The sequence below is a fragment of the Paenibacillus sp. FSL R5-0912 genome, assembly GCF_000758605.1.
GTDB lineage: Bacteria > Bacillota > Bacilli > Paenibacillales > Paenibacillaceae > Paenibacillus_AQ.
Map to the genome: position 1 here is coordinate 2600948 of NZ_CP009282.1, position 14885 is coordinate 2615832.

The following is a 14885-nucleotide window of genomic DNA, read 5'->3' on the forward strand; positions in this document are numbered from 1 at the left end:
AGGTGCAGAGATGAAAGAGCTGAACATTGGTATGGTGGGCATGGATACCTCACACAGCAGAATCTATGCTTCGCTGCTGAACCATGCGTCCCATCCGCTGCATGTACCCGGCGGGAGGCTGACTTGCGGGTATGCCGGAGGCTCAGCGGATTTCCCGTTAAGCGCCTCACGGGTGGAAGCGATCAGCAGGGAGCTGCAGGAGCGCTACGGTGTCGAGCTGGTGTCTTCCATTGCTGAAGTAGCCGAGAGAGCAGATGCGGTCCTGCTGACTTCTGTAGACGGAAGAGTACACCGTGAACAGTTCGCGGTGCTCGCACCCTACGGCAAGCCGGTGTTCATCGACAAGCCGCTTGCGGTCACCAGCGCGGATGCCCGGGCCATCATGGAGCTTGCAGCAAGCTATGGGACACCCGTTTTCTCCAGCTCGATGGTCCGGTTCGGCGGCCCGCTGAATGCGGCGCTGAAGGATGAGAATGCAGGCTCCATTGTAGGAGCGGACTGCTGCGGTCCGTTCGAGCTGCAGCCGACCCAGCCGGGATTCTTCTGGTACGGCATTCATACCGCAGAGATGCTGTACGCGGCACTTGGCGGAGGTTGCATTTCGGTGAGAGCCCAGAGTAATGAAGTCCAGGAATGGGCTGTCGGGCAGTGGAGTGACGGCCGGATCGGAACCCTGCGCGGCAACGTGACCGGCGGCTCCGATTTCACTGCGGTGCTGCACAGGGAACGGGGCAGCACCGCAGTGAATGCGCTGGGCGGGCACTATGAGGCAGGCCATCAGAATCTGATGAGGCAGTTTCTGTTGATGGCGGGTGGAGCGCCTCCGCCCGTAAGCCCGGCGGTGACCCTGGAGCTGATCCGTTTTATTGAAGCGGCTAATGAGAGCAGGGAGACCGGACAGACCGTGCTTCTGTAAGGAGCTTAATCGTACCCGAAGATACGGACAGGCCGTTCTTTTGTAATAAAGAGTTACATTCGGAAAGGGGAGAAACGGAATGCTCAAGACAGCAGTGATCGGCTGCGGCGGGATGGGAAACATTCATGCGGACAGATATATGTCCATGCCTGAGGCTCAGCTTATCGCGGTATGCGATATCAACGGGGAAGCAGCCGAGAGGCTTGGATTGCAGGCAGGTGTGAAGTATTACCTGACGGCACAGGAAATGCTCGAACGGGAGAAACCGGAGGTGGTCAGTATAGCTGTACCTACCTATCTGCATGTGTCGATGGTACGGCTGGCAGCGGACTACGGTGCACATGTGATCTGCGAGAAGCCGCTGGCGCTGACTTCCAGGGAAGCGGAGGAGGCGGTCCGTTACTGCAGCAGTAAAGGTGTCCGGTTATTTGTCGGACATGTGGTCCGCTTCTTCCCCGCCTACAGCCAGCTTGCGGAAGGGATCAGGCAGCATGGCGGGGGAGGGGGCGGGATCTATCATGCCAAGAGAGCAGGCTCGCATCCCGGCCAGGTTCAGGAATGGTTCCGCGACCCGGCGCTGAGCGGAGGCGTGATTGTGGATCTGATGATTCACGATATCGATTATATCCGCGGGACCTTTGGCGAAGCGGAGGAGGTGTATGCCTTCGAGCATCGGACGGAGTCGATGAATTATGCTTCCGCGACCTTCCGCTTCGGGAACGGAACCCTTGCTCAGCTGGAGGCTTTCTGGGGGTATCCGGGCGCGTTTCATACAGCGTTCGAATATGCCGGTGCGGAAGTCATTATCTCGGGCGGAACACCGGACGGGGAGAGCGTGCATGTCCGGCGGGCAGCTGCCTCTGGGTCTGCTCCGGGGTTCGTGGAGACCCCGGCAAGTGTGCTGCTGAAAGATCCCTATTATGAAGAGCTGGAGCATTTCCTGCGGTGCATTGCCAGCGGTGCGGAGCCTAAGGTGACGGCAGAAGATGCCGTTCAGGCTGTACGCTGGGCGGAAGCTGCCGTGAGCTCAGGGGCAACCGGACTTCCCGTTAAGCTCGATGCCAAAGGAGGGATTCTATGAGACGTCTCAATGTGGGAATGATCAGCTTCGCCCATGCCCATGCCTATGATTATCTGGCCTGTCTTCAGCAGATGCCGGTGGTGACCGTAGGCGGAATCGCTGATCCCGTGCCGGAGCGGACAGAGGAATTGACCAGGCGCCATGCCATCCCTTACTACAGCGATTACCGCGAACTGCTGGCCGATGCGTCGATAGATGCGGTGATCATATGCTCAGAGAATGTTCATCATGCGGAGCATACCCTTGCCGCTGCTGAAGCAGGCAAGCATGTTCTCTGCGAGAAGCCGCTTGGCCTCTCTGCCGGGGAGATGGAGCGGATGATTGCAGACTGTGAAGCCAAGGGGGTCCAGCTGATGACCGCTTTTCCCTGCCGCTTTCTAACCCCGGTGGTCCGGGCCAAGGAGGCATTTGACAGGGGGGAGATCGGAGAGATTATAGCTTTTAAAGGAACCAACAGAGGTTCATTCCCGGGTCCGGCGTGGTTCGCCGAGCCCTCGCTTTCGGGCGGTGGCGCTGTGCTGGATCATACAGTTCATGTGATGGATCTGATGAACTGGTTCACCGGCTCTACGGTCGAGCAGGTCTATGCCTATGCGGGAACCTTATTCGATCCTGAGCACAAGCGGACAATTGATGATTCCGGCATGGTGCATGTCACTTTTGCAAATGGCGTGTTCGGCGTTCTGGACCCTAGCTGGTCGCGTAATCCCGGATTTCCCACCTGGGGGGATGTGACCCTTCAGATCATCGGGACAGAGGGAGTCATCTCCATCGATGCCTTCAATCAGAAGAACAATGTGTATGGCAGAGCATCCGGCAAAGGCAGCTGGTCCTTCTGGGGAGACGATATGAACGGACTAATGCTGCAGGCATTCGTGCAGGCGCTGCTGGAAGGCTCGCCGGTACCGGTGACCGGACTGGATGGTCTCAGATCGGCAGAGGTCGCATTGAATGCCTATCGTTCCGTACAGGAAGGACAACCGGTTAAGCTGCACAGGTAACGCCAGGATTTGAAGGTATGTAACCACATTAAAGAGGCGGGATGAACAATGGACGATCAGAAGCTATTCGATACGATGTGTGAAACGCTCTATTCGGCAGTTATCTCCGATACGCTGGATCAGCTCGGCTACCGCAATCAGGTGATGCGCGAGAATATCAATCCGGTCGATCCCTCCTGGGTGGTGGCTGGACGTGCCAAAACCGTTCTGTCCGTGGATATTCATCATCTGCCGGAAGACCCTTACGCCAAGGAGATAGAAGCGGTAGACAGCGTCAAGCCGGGAGAGATTGTGATCGGCTGCACGAATGAATCCAGGCAGAATGGCCTGTGGGGGGAGCTACTGTCAACGGCCTCCAAGATGCGCGGCGGGCGGGGTGCCATTGTGGACGGCTTAATCCGGGATACGGCCAAAATTCTGGAGCTGGGCTTTCCCGTCTTCGCCACCGGCACCAAGCCGGTAGATTCGCAGGGACGCGGGATCGTTATCGACTACGATATTCCGGTGCTGTGCGGAGGTGTGCTGGTGAATCCCGGCGACATTATCTTCGGCGATCGTGACGGTGTCGTGGTGATACCGGGCGCCATCATTGATGAAGTGTTCGCACTGGCGACGGATAAGGCGACACGCGAGAATCATACACGCGATGAGCTGCTGGCGGGCTCCACACTGCGGCAGGTCTACGATAAATACGGAGTACTCTAAACCATGAAGGCGGGGTGTCTACATCATGAGGCTGGCTGGAAAAAGAGTGCTGGTAACCGGCGCCGGGCGGGGCATCGGGCTGGCGATTGCCCGCCGTTTCCTGGAGGAGGGGGCCCGCGTGGTCCTGCTGGACCGCAGCGAAGCAGAGCTGCTTACTGCCGCTGATGAACTGGCAGACTACAGCGGAAGCTGGACCACGGAGGTCTGCGATCTGCGCGACCCGGCACAGCTTGAGGCGTCTGCCGCTAGGGCCTTCGCGCACTTTGGCGGAGTTGACATCATTGTGAATAATGCAGGAATTGCTTATAGGGAATCCTTTCTCGATATTTCCTTGGAGCACTGGAACGCAGTCTTCGAGATCAATGTCCGTGCGGTCTACTTGCTTGGACAGCTGGCCGCCAGGCAGATGATTGGCCAGGGCGGGGGCGGTGCAATTATCAATATGAGCTCCAAAAACGGAATATCGGCCAGCGCGGAGCTTGCGCATTACAATGCTTCCAAGGCTGCCGTTATCCTGCTCACAGAGTCTATGGCGGTAGAGCTGGCTCCGTATGGTATCCGGGTCAATGCAGTGGCACCGGGCTTCGTGGATACCCCGCTGGACCGCAGACTGCGTGAGGAAGGCGGACTGCCGTCCCATTCGGAGCATACCCCGATGAAACGGGCAGCGGCTCCAGAGGAGGTTGCGAATGTGTTTCTCTTCCTGGCCTCAGACGAAGCAGCGTATGTGACGGGGGAAACGGTCCGTGTAGATGGCGGACATCTGGCTAACGGAAGTGAATTGTAGCTTGAAGGAGGTGCAGAGATGATTTTTGATTCACACACTCATTTGTTTGGACCGGGAATGGTGGCCGGACCTACGGATGCCGCGATCAAGCGTGCCTGGGGCCCGGATATGAATATTGAGGCTACACCGGAGCAGCACCGGGGCAACCTGGAAGGATTCTCGGGAGCCATAGTACTGGCGATGGCGGCGTCTGCGACCGGGCTGGTGGTGCCGAATGAATATGTGGCGGAATACTGCCGGACGGACCCGGGAAGGCTGTTTGGTTTTGCCAGCGTAGATCCGAATGATCTGGACTGTGTAGGCAAGTTCGAAACGGCTGTCCGCGAGCTGGGGCTGAAGGGACTGAAGCTGGCCCCGATCTATCAGAACTTTTATCCGGAGGATCCGAAGCATATGTCGCTCTATGCTAAGGCGGAGCAACTGAACGTTCCGGTTCTATGGCATCAGGGAACATCCTTTGTCCCAGAGGGGTACCTGGATGCTTCCCGCCCGGCGATGCTTGATCCAATTGCCAGGGCTTTTCCGAAGCTGAAAATGATCGTAGCCCATATGGGCCACCCCTGGGTGGATGAATGCATCTCGCTGGTGCGCAAGCATCCTAACCTGTACATGGACGTGTCTGCACTCGGCAGCCGGCCGTGGCAATTCTATAATGCACTGGTCTCCGCTGCGGAATACGGGGTGCAGGACAAGCTGCTGTTCGGCTCGGACTATCCGTTCTTCGGGACGCAGCAGATGCTGGATGCCTTGTACCGGATCAATGATCTGGTGGAGGGAACGAAGCTGCCGCGTGTAGCGGAGGATTTCATTGAAGACATTATTCACCGGCCGACACCGGAAATCCTCGGGCTGGTCTAAGTGGTACAACAGCAGGCTGGAAGCCAAAGGGAGATGGAGCATGGAGGAGCATACGGAAACCAGCCGGGCGGACAGTGACGGGAGCGGTGCCGCCGGACGCAGACTGAAGAGTGAAGCCTATTTCCAGGAAAAAGATCTGTGGGGCTTCATACACCGTTCGTTTACAAAGTCGATGGGATATACAGAAGAGGATCTGCGCAAGCCGGTCATCGGCATCTGCAATACCTTCAGTGAGCTGAACAAGTGCCATTCGCACTTTAATGAGCTGGTGGATTATGTGAAGCGCGGGGTCTGGCAGGCTGGCGGGGTGCCGATGGAATTCCCGACGATATCGATCGGCGAGCCTTATGTCAAGCCGACGACGATGCTGCTGCGCAACCTGATGGCGATGGACACGGAGGAAATGATGAAGGGCCACCCCATAGACGGGGTGGTGCTGCTCGGCGGCTGTGACAAAACAGTGCCTGCCCAGCTGATGGCAGCGGCAAGTGTGAACATTCCGGCCATTGTGCTCACGGGCGGGCCGATGCTGAACGGCCGCCTGGGCGGACGGAGCCTGGGCGCCTGCACCGACTGCTACGGCTTCACGCTGGAGCATAAAGCGGGAAATCTCACCGATGCGGAGCTGGCGGTGGCGGAGGACGCCATCTGCCGCAGCGACGGGCACTGCATGGTGATGGGCACAGCCAGCACCATGGCCTCGATTGCCGAAGCCATTGGCATGGCGCTGCCGGGGTGCGCGGCCATCCCCGCGCCGGACAGCCGCCGCAGGCATCTCTCTGAGCGGACCGGCAAGCAGATTGTAGAGCTGGTGCGGCGGGATATCCGCCCGCGCGACATCATGACGGCAGAGGCAATGGAGAATGCCATCACGGTCACGATGGCCAGCGGCGGCTCCACGAATGCCATCATCCATCTGGTGGCGATTTCCCAGCGGCTGGGCCGGAAGCTGCCGCTGGATACATTCGATGACATCAGCCGCCGGACGCCGTTCATTCTGAATCTGCGGCCTTCGGGCAAATATCAGATGGAGGAGTATTTCGAAGCAGGCGGCGTGCCTGCGCTGATGAAGGAGCTGGAGCCGCTGCTGCATGGCGGCTGCCTGACCGTAACCGGCCGGACGGTTACGGAGAATCTGGTCCAGGCGGTCACGCTGGACCGGGAGGTGATCCGCAGCGTGGCGGAGCCGCTGGACAGAGAGGGCGGAATTGCCGTGCTGCGCGGCAATCTGGCCCCGGATGGCGCGCTGATTAAGCAGACGGCGGTATCAGCGCATCTGAAGCGGCACACCGGGCGCGCCGTGGTGTTCGAGAGCCCGGCGGATCTCCAGCTGCGGATCGACGACCCGGAGCTTGCGGTAGATGAGCACAGTGTACTGGTGCTCAAGAACGCCGGCCCCAAAGGTGCGCCCGCGATGCCGGAGATCGGGCAGATCCCGATCCCGCAGAAGCTGCTGGTGCGCGGCATAAGAGACATGGTCCGCATCTCTGATGCACGGATCAGCGGCACCTCCTACGGCGCCCTGATCGTGCATGCGGCGCCGGAAGCGGCTGTAGGAGGAACGCTGGCGCTGGTACAGGACGGCGATGAAATCGAGCTGGATATTGCCGCGAGAAGGCTGGTCCTGAAGGTGCCGGATGAGGAGCTGGTCCGGCGGCGGGCTGCCTGGAAGGCGCCGGAGCCCCATTATGACAGAGGCTACGGCCTGCTGTTCCATGAGCGCGTGCTGCAGGCGAATCTGGGCTGTGATTTCGATTTCCTGCTGCCGGCAGAGCTTCGCCGGGAGCTGCTGGACGGAGCCAAGCAGGACTAACCATAAATTTTATCCACCTAAAGGAGAATTCTTATGCAAATGCCAACGCAAGCTGTGATCCGGTCTGTTCAGGAGCTGGAAGACCAGCTGGCCCGTCCGTCTGCCGCACTGCTGGAGGAGCTCGCCCGGCTCGACGGGGATATCATGCTGCTCGGAGTAGGCGGAAAAATGGGCCCGAGCCTGGCCAGGCTGGCCGTGAATGCCATCCGGGAGGCCGGGCTGGACAAGAAGGTAATTGGCGTCTCCCGCTTCTCGAATGAGGCATTGAAGCAAGAATTAATTGAAGCCGGAGTGGAGGTGATCGCGGCGGATTTGTCTGACGACAGCGCGCTGCGGGCACTGCCTGACACGAAGAATATCCTGTACATGGCCGGCAATAAATTCGGCACAACAGGCAATGAGCATTTCACCTGGATGATGAACGCTTATCTGCCTGGGCGTGTGGCGGAGCGCTTCCGCGATTCGCGGATTGTCGTCTTCTCGACAGGCAATGTCTACCCGTTCACGCCGGTGGGCCAAGGCGGAGCAACGGAACGCACCTCACCGAATGCGAACGGCGAGTATGGACAGTCCTGTCTGGGGCGAGAGCGGATCTTCGAGCATTTCTCGCATAAGAACAATACGCCGATGTTCATCTACCGGCTCAATTATGCCATAGACTTGCGCTATGGCGTTCTGCTGGAGCTTGCCCGATCCGTCAAGGAGCAGCGGCCCATCGATCTGACGATGGGGCACGCCAATGTCATCTGGCAGGGAGATGCCAATGAGCTTGCCCTGCGCGCCTTGCTCCGCTGCAGCTCGCCGCCGAATGTCATGAACATCACCGGACCGGAGACGGTGTCGCTACGCTGGGCGGCCGCGGAAATCGGCCGCAGGCTGGGGACTGAGCCTGTCTTCACGGGTGCAGAAGCCCCGGAAGCCCTGCTGAGCAATGCTGCGAAGGCAGCGGCTTCCTTCGGATATCCCCGGGTATCGCTGGCACAGATGATCGATTGGGTCGCGGACTGGGTGGCTGCGGGCAGCGAGACCTGGAACAAGCCGACACATTTTCAGGAACGGGAGGGCAACTATTAATGGGAGCGAGCAGACAACCGTTAACTCCGGAGCTCTATGAAGCGCTGCATGAAGGTCTGGCGATTCCGGCGCATCCTCTGGCCCTTACGGCAGAACGCAAGCTGGATGAGCGCCGCCAGCGGGCATTGACCCGTTATTATATCGCCTCCGGGGCAGGCGGAGTTGCTGTGGCCGTGCATTCCACGCAGTTCGAAATCAGGGACCCCGGGATCGGGCTGCTGGAGCCGGTGCTTAGGCTGGCTGCGGAAGAAGTGGAGCGTGCCGGCCTTACCCGTCCTTTCCTGAAGGTGGCAGGCATATGCGGAGACACGGAGCAGGCTGTCCGGGAAGCGCAGCTCGCGGCAGGTCTGGGCTATGAGGCGGGACTTCTCAGCATGGGCGGACTGCAGGACTGGAGCGAGGCGCAGCTGCTGGAACGCACAAGGAGAGTGGCGGATGTGATTCCTGTCTTCGGCTTCTATCTGCAGCCTTCTGTAGGCGGCCGGATCTTAAGCGTTAACTTTTGGCGGAGCTTTGCAGAGATTGAAGGCGTTATCGCGATCAAAATGGCACCGTTCAACCGTTATCAGAGCCTCGATGTGGTCCGGGCGGTGATGGAGTCCAGCCGCAGCAGCGAAATCGCTCTCTATACCGGCAATGACGATAATATCGTCACGGATCTGCTCACCACTTACCGCTTCATGGTTAACGGGGAGCCCATGGAGAAGAAAATTGTCGGCGGGCTTCTCGGCCACTGGGCGGTCTGGACAAGCAAAGCGGTTCAGCTTCTGGATACGATACGAAAAGTCCGCAATGATGCTGCCCTGTCATCCAGCTGGCTGACCCTTGGCATTGAGGTGACCGACAGCAACGCGGCTTTGTTTGATCCGGCCCATCAATTTCACGGCTGTATTCCGGGCATTCATGAGGCGCTGCGCCGCCAGGGGCTGCTTGAAGGCTTATGGTGCCTGAATCCGGAGGAGCAGCTCTCACCCGGGCAGCTGGAGGAGATCAGCAGAGTCACGAGGGATTATCCCCATCTCACGGATGATGAATTCGTGGCAGCGCATTTGGAGGAATGGCTCCGGTAAAAGAGGCGTCCGCACATTCCCCAGTGGAACCCGAAAGCCCGGATATGATAAGCTCATGGCATCAGGCCAGTCCTGAACCAAGGAGGGAAATCTATGAGCAGCTTAATCACAGGCCAAGTCTATTCCGGGTTTCAAGTCATGCGTCAGGAGTATATCCGGGAAATCGAATCCTCGGTATATACGATGGAGCATCAGCAGAGCGGCGCGCGGCTGCTATACGTACAGAATCAGGATGATAACAAGGTGTTCAGTGTCACTTTTCGGACTCCGCCTGCGGACAGCACGGGAGTGTTTCATATTCTGGAGCATTCGGTCCTGTGCGGCTCGGATAAGTATCCGGTAAAGGAACCGTTTGTAGAGCTGCTGAAGGGCTCGATGAAAACATTTCTGAACGCCTTTACCTTTGGCGACAAGACGATGTATCCGGTGGCCAGCCGGAATGAACAGGACTTTGCCAACTTAATGGAGGTTTATCTGGACAGCGTGTTCCAGCCGAACATTTACAGCCAGCGGGAGATTTTTGAGCAGGAGGGCTGGCATTACGAGCTGCCGCGTTCCGGGGATGAGCTGATCTATAAGGGTGTCGTCTACAACGAGATGAAAGGCTCTTATTCCTCACCTGTCACGGTATTAATCGACCGGATCAAAAAGTCGCTCTACCCGGATACGGTATACCGTCATTCCTCCGGCGGAGATCCGGAACATATCCCTGCGTTGACCTATGAGCAGTTCCTGGAGGCGCACAGCCGTTATTACCACCCGTCCAACAGTTATTTCTATCTCTATGGAGACTTGAATATCGAAGCGAGGCTGCAATTCATCCACGAGGAATATCTCAGCCGCTATAACCGCAAGGATATCGATACGGGGATTGCCCTGCAGCAGCCGACAGGAATAACCGAGCTTACGGCGGAGTATCCCATTCTGGAGTCCGAAACCGCCGCTGATAAGACATACGTGAGTTTGAACTATGTAATCGGAACCTCCCAGGACCGGGAGCTTAATCTGGCCTTTGCCATTCTGAAAAGCATGCTGATGGACAGTAACGCCGCTCCGCTGAAACAAGCTTTGCTGAAGAGCGGACTCGGCAAGGATGTGGTCTCTTTCTATTCCGACAGTATGGTCCAGCCTATGCTGGGCATTGCTTTGACCCATTCTAATCCTACCGCCAAAGAGGCCTTCGTGAATCTAGTCAGAACGACTTTAAGCCGCCTTGCGGCGGACGGACTAGATGAGAAGCTGGTGCTGGCTGCGGTGAACAGCAAGGAATTTGAACTGCGGGAAGCGGACTTCAACCAGTACCCGAAGGGCCTGACCTATAATATGGAAGTGATGAAGGCCTGGCTGTACGATGGCTTGCCGTCCACGTATCTGGAGTATGAAGCTGCAATTTCGGCTATCCGCGAACAAAGTACAAACCGGTATTTCGAGCGGCTGATCGAGACCTATCTGCTGAATAGCGACCACTGCAGCGTCGTTGTCCTGAAGCCTTTGCAGACCCTTGCGGCAGACAAAGAGGCGGCTGCCCGCAGCCGTTTGGCTGCATATAAAGCCTCGTTGACGCCGGTACAGCTCGAAGAGCTGGTGCTGAATACGCAGAAGCTGCTGGCCCGGCAGAACCGTCCGGATGCCGCGGAGGATCTGCAGAAGCTTCCGAAGCTGTCCCTTCAGGACATTGACCGCAGCGCTCCGCCTGGGGCACCCACCCAGGAGCATAGGCTGGATGGAATCACAGTGCTGCATCATGAAGCGGCTGCGGGAACCATCGCCTATATTAAACTGTATTGGGACACCCGGGTTCTGGCGGCAGAACAGCTTCCTTATCTGGAACTGCTGGCGAGGGTACTGGGGCAACTGGAGACTGCGGCCTACAGCATTGAAGAGCTGACCAGTGAAATCGGGATCACAACCGGCGGCATCCGCTTTCAGAATGAGATATTTGGGTCCGGCAAAGCTGGCGAAGGAAGCTACCAGCCCAAATTCAGCGCCCGCATCAAGGTCATGCAAGGCAACATCGGCGGTTCCCTGAAGCTGCTGCACGAGCTGCTCTACAATAGCAGCTTGAATAATTTATCCAAGCTGCAGGAGATTGTCCGCCGGGAAGCCTCCGGCATGGAAGCAATGCTGAACCAGAAAGGCAATGAAATCGCAGCCGGCCGGGTGCTCTCTTATTTCACGGATAGAGGGATGTATGAGGAGCAGCTCGGCGGTATGGCCTATTACCGCTTCATCAAAGAGCTGGCCGGCCGGATTGACCAGGAGGCTGATCAGCTGGCGGATATTCTGAAGGGAATCTGCGGGGTTCTGTTTAATACACAGAATGTAACACTGTCCGTAACCGGAACGCTGGATACGTATGCGGAATTCACTGCACACCTGGCGCAGCTGGATCTGCGGGACCAGCAGGTTAAGTTCTTGCCGCTGCTGCCTGCGCTGGACCAGGCGGGCAACGAAGGGTTCATGTCTGCCAGCCAGGTGCAGTATGTGGTCAAAGGATATGACTTCACGAAGCTGGGGTTTGCTTATTCCGGCAAGCTGCAGGTGCTCAAAAGAATCCTCAGCCTGACCTATCTGTGGAATGCTGTCCGGGTCAAGGGCGGAGCTTATGGCGGCAATCTCGTTCTGCGCAGAGACGGTGTGCTCCTGTTTACTTCTTACCGTGATCCGAATTTGCAGGAGACGCTGGAGATTTATGACCGGGCATATTTGTTTGCCGGAGAATTTGCAGCAGATGAAGAGGAGATGACGAAGGCGATCATCGGCACGCTGGCGATGGTTGACCAGCCGCTGAGTCCCGGCGCACAGGGCCGGCAGGCGGACCGGTATTATTTCGAGCAGATTACCGGTGCAGACCTGCAGCAGGAACGGAATGAAATTCTATCAACAACCTCCGAAGATATCAGGCAATATGCCGGCCTACTACAGGCAGTGACGCAGCAGAATTACTTCTGTGTGGTCGGTAACGAGTCGAAGCTGAAATCAGTCCGGGATCTTTTCGGCAGCCTGGAGGAACTGGTGAAGTAATTTAGTTTTTGAATATTTAACTATTTAGATTTAAAATATAAGGATTACGACTAGGCGTATGCTTTCGAAGCAAGTTTTGCGAAGGGGACTCCCATGGAGCAGATGCTAACATAACTTTTAGGAGGAACAACAAGTGGAACTTGGAATAAGCACCTTTGTCGAGACAACGCCTGATGTGAATACCGGTGAGACCCTGAGCCACGCGCAGCGGCTGCGTGAAGTGGTGGAGGAAATCGTGCTCGCGGATCAGGTGGGACTGGATGTATACGGCGTAGGTGAGCATCACCGGCCTGATTTTGCAGCTTCATCGCCTGCGGTTCTAATGGTTGCTGCTGCACCGCTGACGAACAGAATCCGCCTGACCAGTGCAGTCATGATTCTCTCGTCAGCTGATCCGGTGCGTGTATTTCAGGATTTCGCCACACTGGACGGGATTTCGAACGGCCGTGCCGAGATTATGGTGGGCCGTGGCTCGTTTGTGGAGTCGTTTCCGTTATTCGGCTATGATCTGAAGGATTATGAAGCACTGTTCGACGAGAAGCTGGATTTATTGCTGAAGCTCCGCGAGTCGGAGAAGGTGAGCTGGAGCGGGAAGCACCGTCCAGCGATACATAATCTGGGGATTTATCCGCGTCCGGAGCAGAATCCCCTGCCTGTCTGGATTGCGAGTGCGGGAAGTCCGGAGTCTGCGGTCCGTGCCGGCACACTGGGCTTGCCGTTTGCCCTGGCGATTATCGGCAATGTGAATCCTTCGGATTATGCTACGCATGTACGGCTGTACAAGGAAGCAGCGGCCAAGGCCGGGCATGATGTGTCACAGCTGCCGATTGCCTCGCACTCGCATGGCTTCATTGCGAAGAGCAATGAGCTGGCGCTAGAGAAGTTCTTCCCGTCCACTCACGCGCGGACGAATGTCCGGGCGGTGGAGAAGGGGCTGCCGCCTTATCACCGTGCGGATTATGATGCGGCGAGCAGCTTTGACGGAGCGTTATATGTCGGCGGTCCGGAGACGGTTGCCCGCAAAATCATCCACCTATACCAGCACGTGGGGATTACGCGGTTCCTGCTGCATGTGCCACACGGCTCCATGCCGCATGCGGAGGTTATGGAGGCGATCCGCCTCTTCGGAACTGAAGTGGCGCCAATTGTGCGGGCGGAAGCCGCCCGTTTGAAGAACGTATAGCTGCTGTTGCGCGAGAGATTTCTCGTTGATCGCAAAATCCTGCACAAAGTACAACATTTTCTTCACTAACCGGCGCTAATATGGAATATGTTGTATGAAATACAGCATTACTCCTTCTCCAAGCGGTTTAGCGGGAGAATTCCTGTATTTCATACAACAATTCACCCGTAGCCCCAGGCATCGCAGGCTCAAAGTTGCAATCCTTACAACATTTTAGTTTATTCCGTTCTGATGGATCTTTAGGAATGGGCGGTTACTGCTTTGGAGTTGGTCTTATGTTTGGCTTATATAACAATGAGACCCCGGGACATTAGTCCCGGGGTCTTCGTCTGCTAATCAAGCAACTCTATAGATTGGGTGGGAAACTTAAGAGAAAAGGCGGAGCGGTGGAGGCTTCAAGTTATGGAAGCCTCGTAGATCGCAAGGGTGGATGCAGCAAGTATGCTATTAAATTCATCGTCACTCTGCTGATCGCTGAGTCCCTGGGACAGGGCGCGCGAGAAGCTGGCAATGAGTCCGTGCTGGCGGGCCAGCTTCTCATTCGCTTCTGCCTGGGTATAGCCCCCGGATAATGCCACGATGCGGACTACATGCGGATCTGCAGCGAGTTCGCTGTACAGATTATCTTCGGTCGGAAGTGACAGCTTCAGCATGACCTTGACGCCCTCTTCCAGAGTGGATAATTGGGCGGCCAGTTCCCGCTTCAGCAGCTGCTCGGACGCTGCTTTGTCCGGGCTGAGAATGTCTACTTCCGGTTCTATGATCGGAACCAACCCGTAACCGGCGATTTGCTCCGCGACAGCAAACTGCTGTTCTACGACTTGCCGGATACCCTCCGCGTTAGCTTCATGGATCACTGAGCGCATCTTGGTGCCGAAGATGTTCCTCTTGACCGCCCGTTCCAGCAGGTCATCCAGACCGGGAATGGGCTTCATGAGCTGAACCCCATTTTCCTGCGCGGCCAGTCCCTGATCGATTTTCAAAAAAGGCACGATGCCTTTCTGTTCCCATAAATAATCGGCGGTTAATTGTCCGTCTATGAAACGGTCCATCGTGTTCTCAAAAAGAATAGCGCCGAGGATATGCTCCGAATTAAATGCGGGACTCTGAATAATGCGTGTTCTCATCCCGTGGACCATCGCGTACATCTCTTCGTCACCGGAGTAGCGGTCCTCCTTAATGCCGTATTGCAGCAGCGCTTTGGGTGTGCTTCCCCCGCTCTGATCCAGAGCAGCTATAAAGCCTTGGCCTGTGTGAATTCTGTCCAATTGTTTCGTATTCATGGATATTTGTCCTTCCCTTCTACGAAATGAAATGGTGACTCCATCTGTTTAGTATAGCACTTTTGATTAGGGACATACATTTGAGCCGGC

At 56.9% G+C, this 14885-nt stretch carries 12 protein-coding genes; 11 read left to right on the top strand and 1 reads right to left on the bottom strand.

Annotation, left to right across the window (positions count from 1 at the left end; translation table 11 throughout):
* Positions 1 to 10: 10 nt before the first annotated feature.
* The 11 genes from R50912_RS10870 to R50912_RS10920 all read left to right on the top strand — a co-directional run bounded on the left by R50912_RS10870 (position 11) and on the right by R50912_RS10920 (position 13512).
* The gene (locus R50912_RS10870; RefSeq protein WP_042234749.1) at positions 11 to 916 is read left to right on the top strand and encodes a Gfo/Idh/MocA family protein; all 906 of its coding nucleotides are present in this window, start codon (positions 11 to 13) and stop codon (positions 914 to 916) included.
* Positions 917 to 995: 79 nt separating this feature from the next.
* Positions 996 to 1997 carry a Gfo/Idh/MocA family protein gene (locus R50912_RS10875; RefSeq protein WP_042234750.1) on the top strand — a complete coding sequence of 334 codons (1002 nt, stop codon included), beginning with the start codon at positions 996 to 998 and terminating at the stop codon, positions 1995 to 1997.
* Positions 1994 to 2998 (top strand): Gfo/Idh/MocA family protein, encoded by a 1005-nt coding sequence (locus R50912_RS10880; protein ID WP_042234752.1) that lies wholly within the window; start codon positions 1994 to 1996, stop codon positions 2996 to 2998. Before R50912_RS10875 ends, R50912_RS10880 begins: the two co-directional genes overlap by 4 nt.
* 48 nt (positions 2999 to 3046) lie before the next feature.
* On the top strand, positions 3047 to 3703 hold the full coding sequence (locus R50912_RS10885; protein ID WP_042234756.1) for an RraA family protein: 657 nt from the start codon (positions 3047 to 3049) through the stop codon (positions 3701 to 3703).
* A 25-nt stretch (positions 3704 to 3728) separates the two neighbouring features.
* Positions 3729 to 4490, top strand: a complete 762-nt coding sequence (locus R50912_RS10890; RefSeq protein ID WP_042234758.1) for an SDR family NAD(P)-dependent oxidoreductase — start codon at positions 3729 to 3731, stop codon at positions 4488 to 4490.
* Between the two features lie 18 nt (positions 4491 to 4508).
* A complete protein-coding gene (locus R50912_RS10895; protein WP_052416209.1) occupies positions 4509 to 5348 on the top strand; it encodes an amidohydrolase family protein in 840 nt (279 codons plus the stop codon).
* Positions 5299 to 7161, top strand: a complete 1863-nt coding sequence (locus R50912_RS10900) for an IlvD/Edd family dehydratase (protein WP_231637819.1) — start codon at positions 5299 to 5301, stop codon at positions 7159 to 7161. The genes R50912_RS10895 and R50912_RS10900 overlap by 50 nt, the downstream gene beginning before the upstream one ends.
* Before the next feature lie 57 nt (positions 7162 to 7218).
* Positions 7219 to 8235, top strand: a complete 1017-nt coding sequence (locus R50912_RS10905; protein WP_042242100.1) for an NAD-dependent epimerase/dehydratase family protein — start codon at positions 7219 to 7221, stop codon at positions 8233 to 8235.
* Positions 8235 to 9305 (top strand): dihydrodipicolinate synthase family protein, encoded by a 1071-nt coding sequence (locus R50912_RS10910; RefSeq protein WP_042234760.1) that lies wholly within the window; start codon positions 8235 to 8237, stop codon positions 9303 to 9305. The genes R50912_RS10905 and R50912_RS10910 overlap by 1 nt, the downstream gene beginning before the upstream one ends.
* 93 nt (positions 9306 to 9398) lie before the next feature.
* On the top strand, positions 9399 to 12329 hold the full coding sequence (locus tag R50912_RS10915; RefSeq protein WP_042234761.1) for an insulinase family protein: 2931 nt from the start codon (positions 9399 to 9401) through the stop codon (positions 12327 to 12329).
* Between the two features lie 133 nt (positions 12330 to 12462).
* Positions 12463 to 13512, top strand: coding sequence for an Atu2307/SP_0267 family LLM class monooxygenase (locus R50912_RS10920; protein WP_042234764.1), 1050 nt, complete (start codon positions 12463 to 12465; stop codon positions 13510 to 13512).
* Positions 13513 to 13907: 395 nt separating this feature from the next.
* Here R50912_RS10920 and R50912_RS10925 read toward each other — a convergent pair whose 3' ends face one another.
* Positions 13908 to 14795, bottom strand: coding sequence for a fructose bisphosphate aldolase (locus R50912_RS10925; protein ID WP_042234765.1), 888 nt, complete (start codon positions 14793 to 14795; stop codon positions 13908 to 13910).
* Between the last annotated feature and the right edge of the window lie 90 nt (positions 14796 to 14885).

Bases quoted from the DNA above. Each gene is read 5' to 3' on its own strand.
- R50912_RS10890 (WP_042234758.1), top strand. From the start codon at position 3,729: ATGAGGCTGGCTGGAAAAAGAGTGCTGGTAACCGGCGCCGGGCGGGGC.
- R50912_RS10870 (WP_042234749.1), top strand. From the start codon at position 11: ATGAAAGAGCTGAACATTGGTATGGTGGGCATGGATACCTCACACAGC.
- R50912_RS10915 (WP_042234761.1), top strand. From the start codon at position 9,399: ATGAGCAGCTTAATCACAGGCCAAGTCTATTCCGGGTTTCAAGTCATG.
- R50912_RS10925 (WP_042234765.1), bottom strand. From the start codon at position 14,795: ATGAATACGAAACAATTGGACAGAATTCACACAGGCCAAGGCTTTATA.
- R50912_RS10880 (WP_042234752.1), top strand. From the start codon at position 1,994: ATGAGACGTCTCAATGTGGGAATGATCAGCTTCGCCCATGCCCATGCC.
- R50912_RS10885 (WP_042234756.1), top strand. From the start codon at position 3,047: ATGGACGATCAGAAGCTATTCGATACGATGTGTGAAACGCTCTATTCG.
- R50912_RS10875 (WP_042234750.1), top strand. From the start codon at position 996: ATGCTCAAGACAGCAGTGATCGGCTGCGGCGGGATGGGAAACATTCAT.
- R50912_RS10895 (WP_052416209.1), top strand. From the start codon at position 4,509: ATGATTTTTGATTCACACACTCATTTGTTTGGACCGGGAATGGTGGCC.
- R50912_RS10910 (WP_042234760.1), top strand. From the start codon at position 8,235: ATGGGAGCGAGCAGACAACCGTTAACTCCGGAGCTCTATGAAGCGCTG.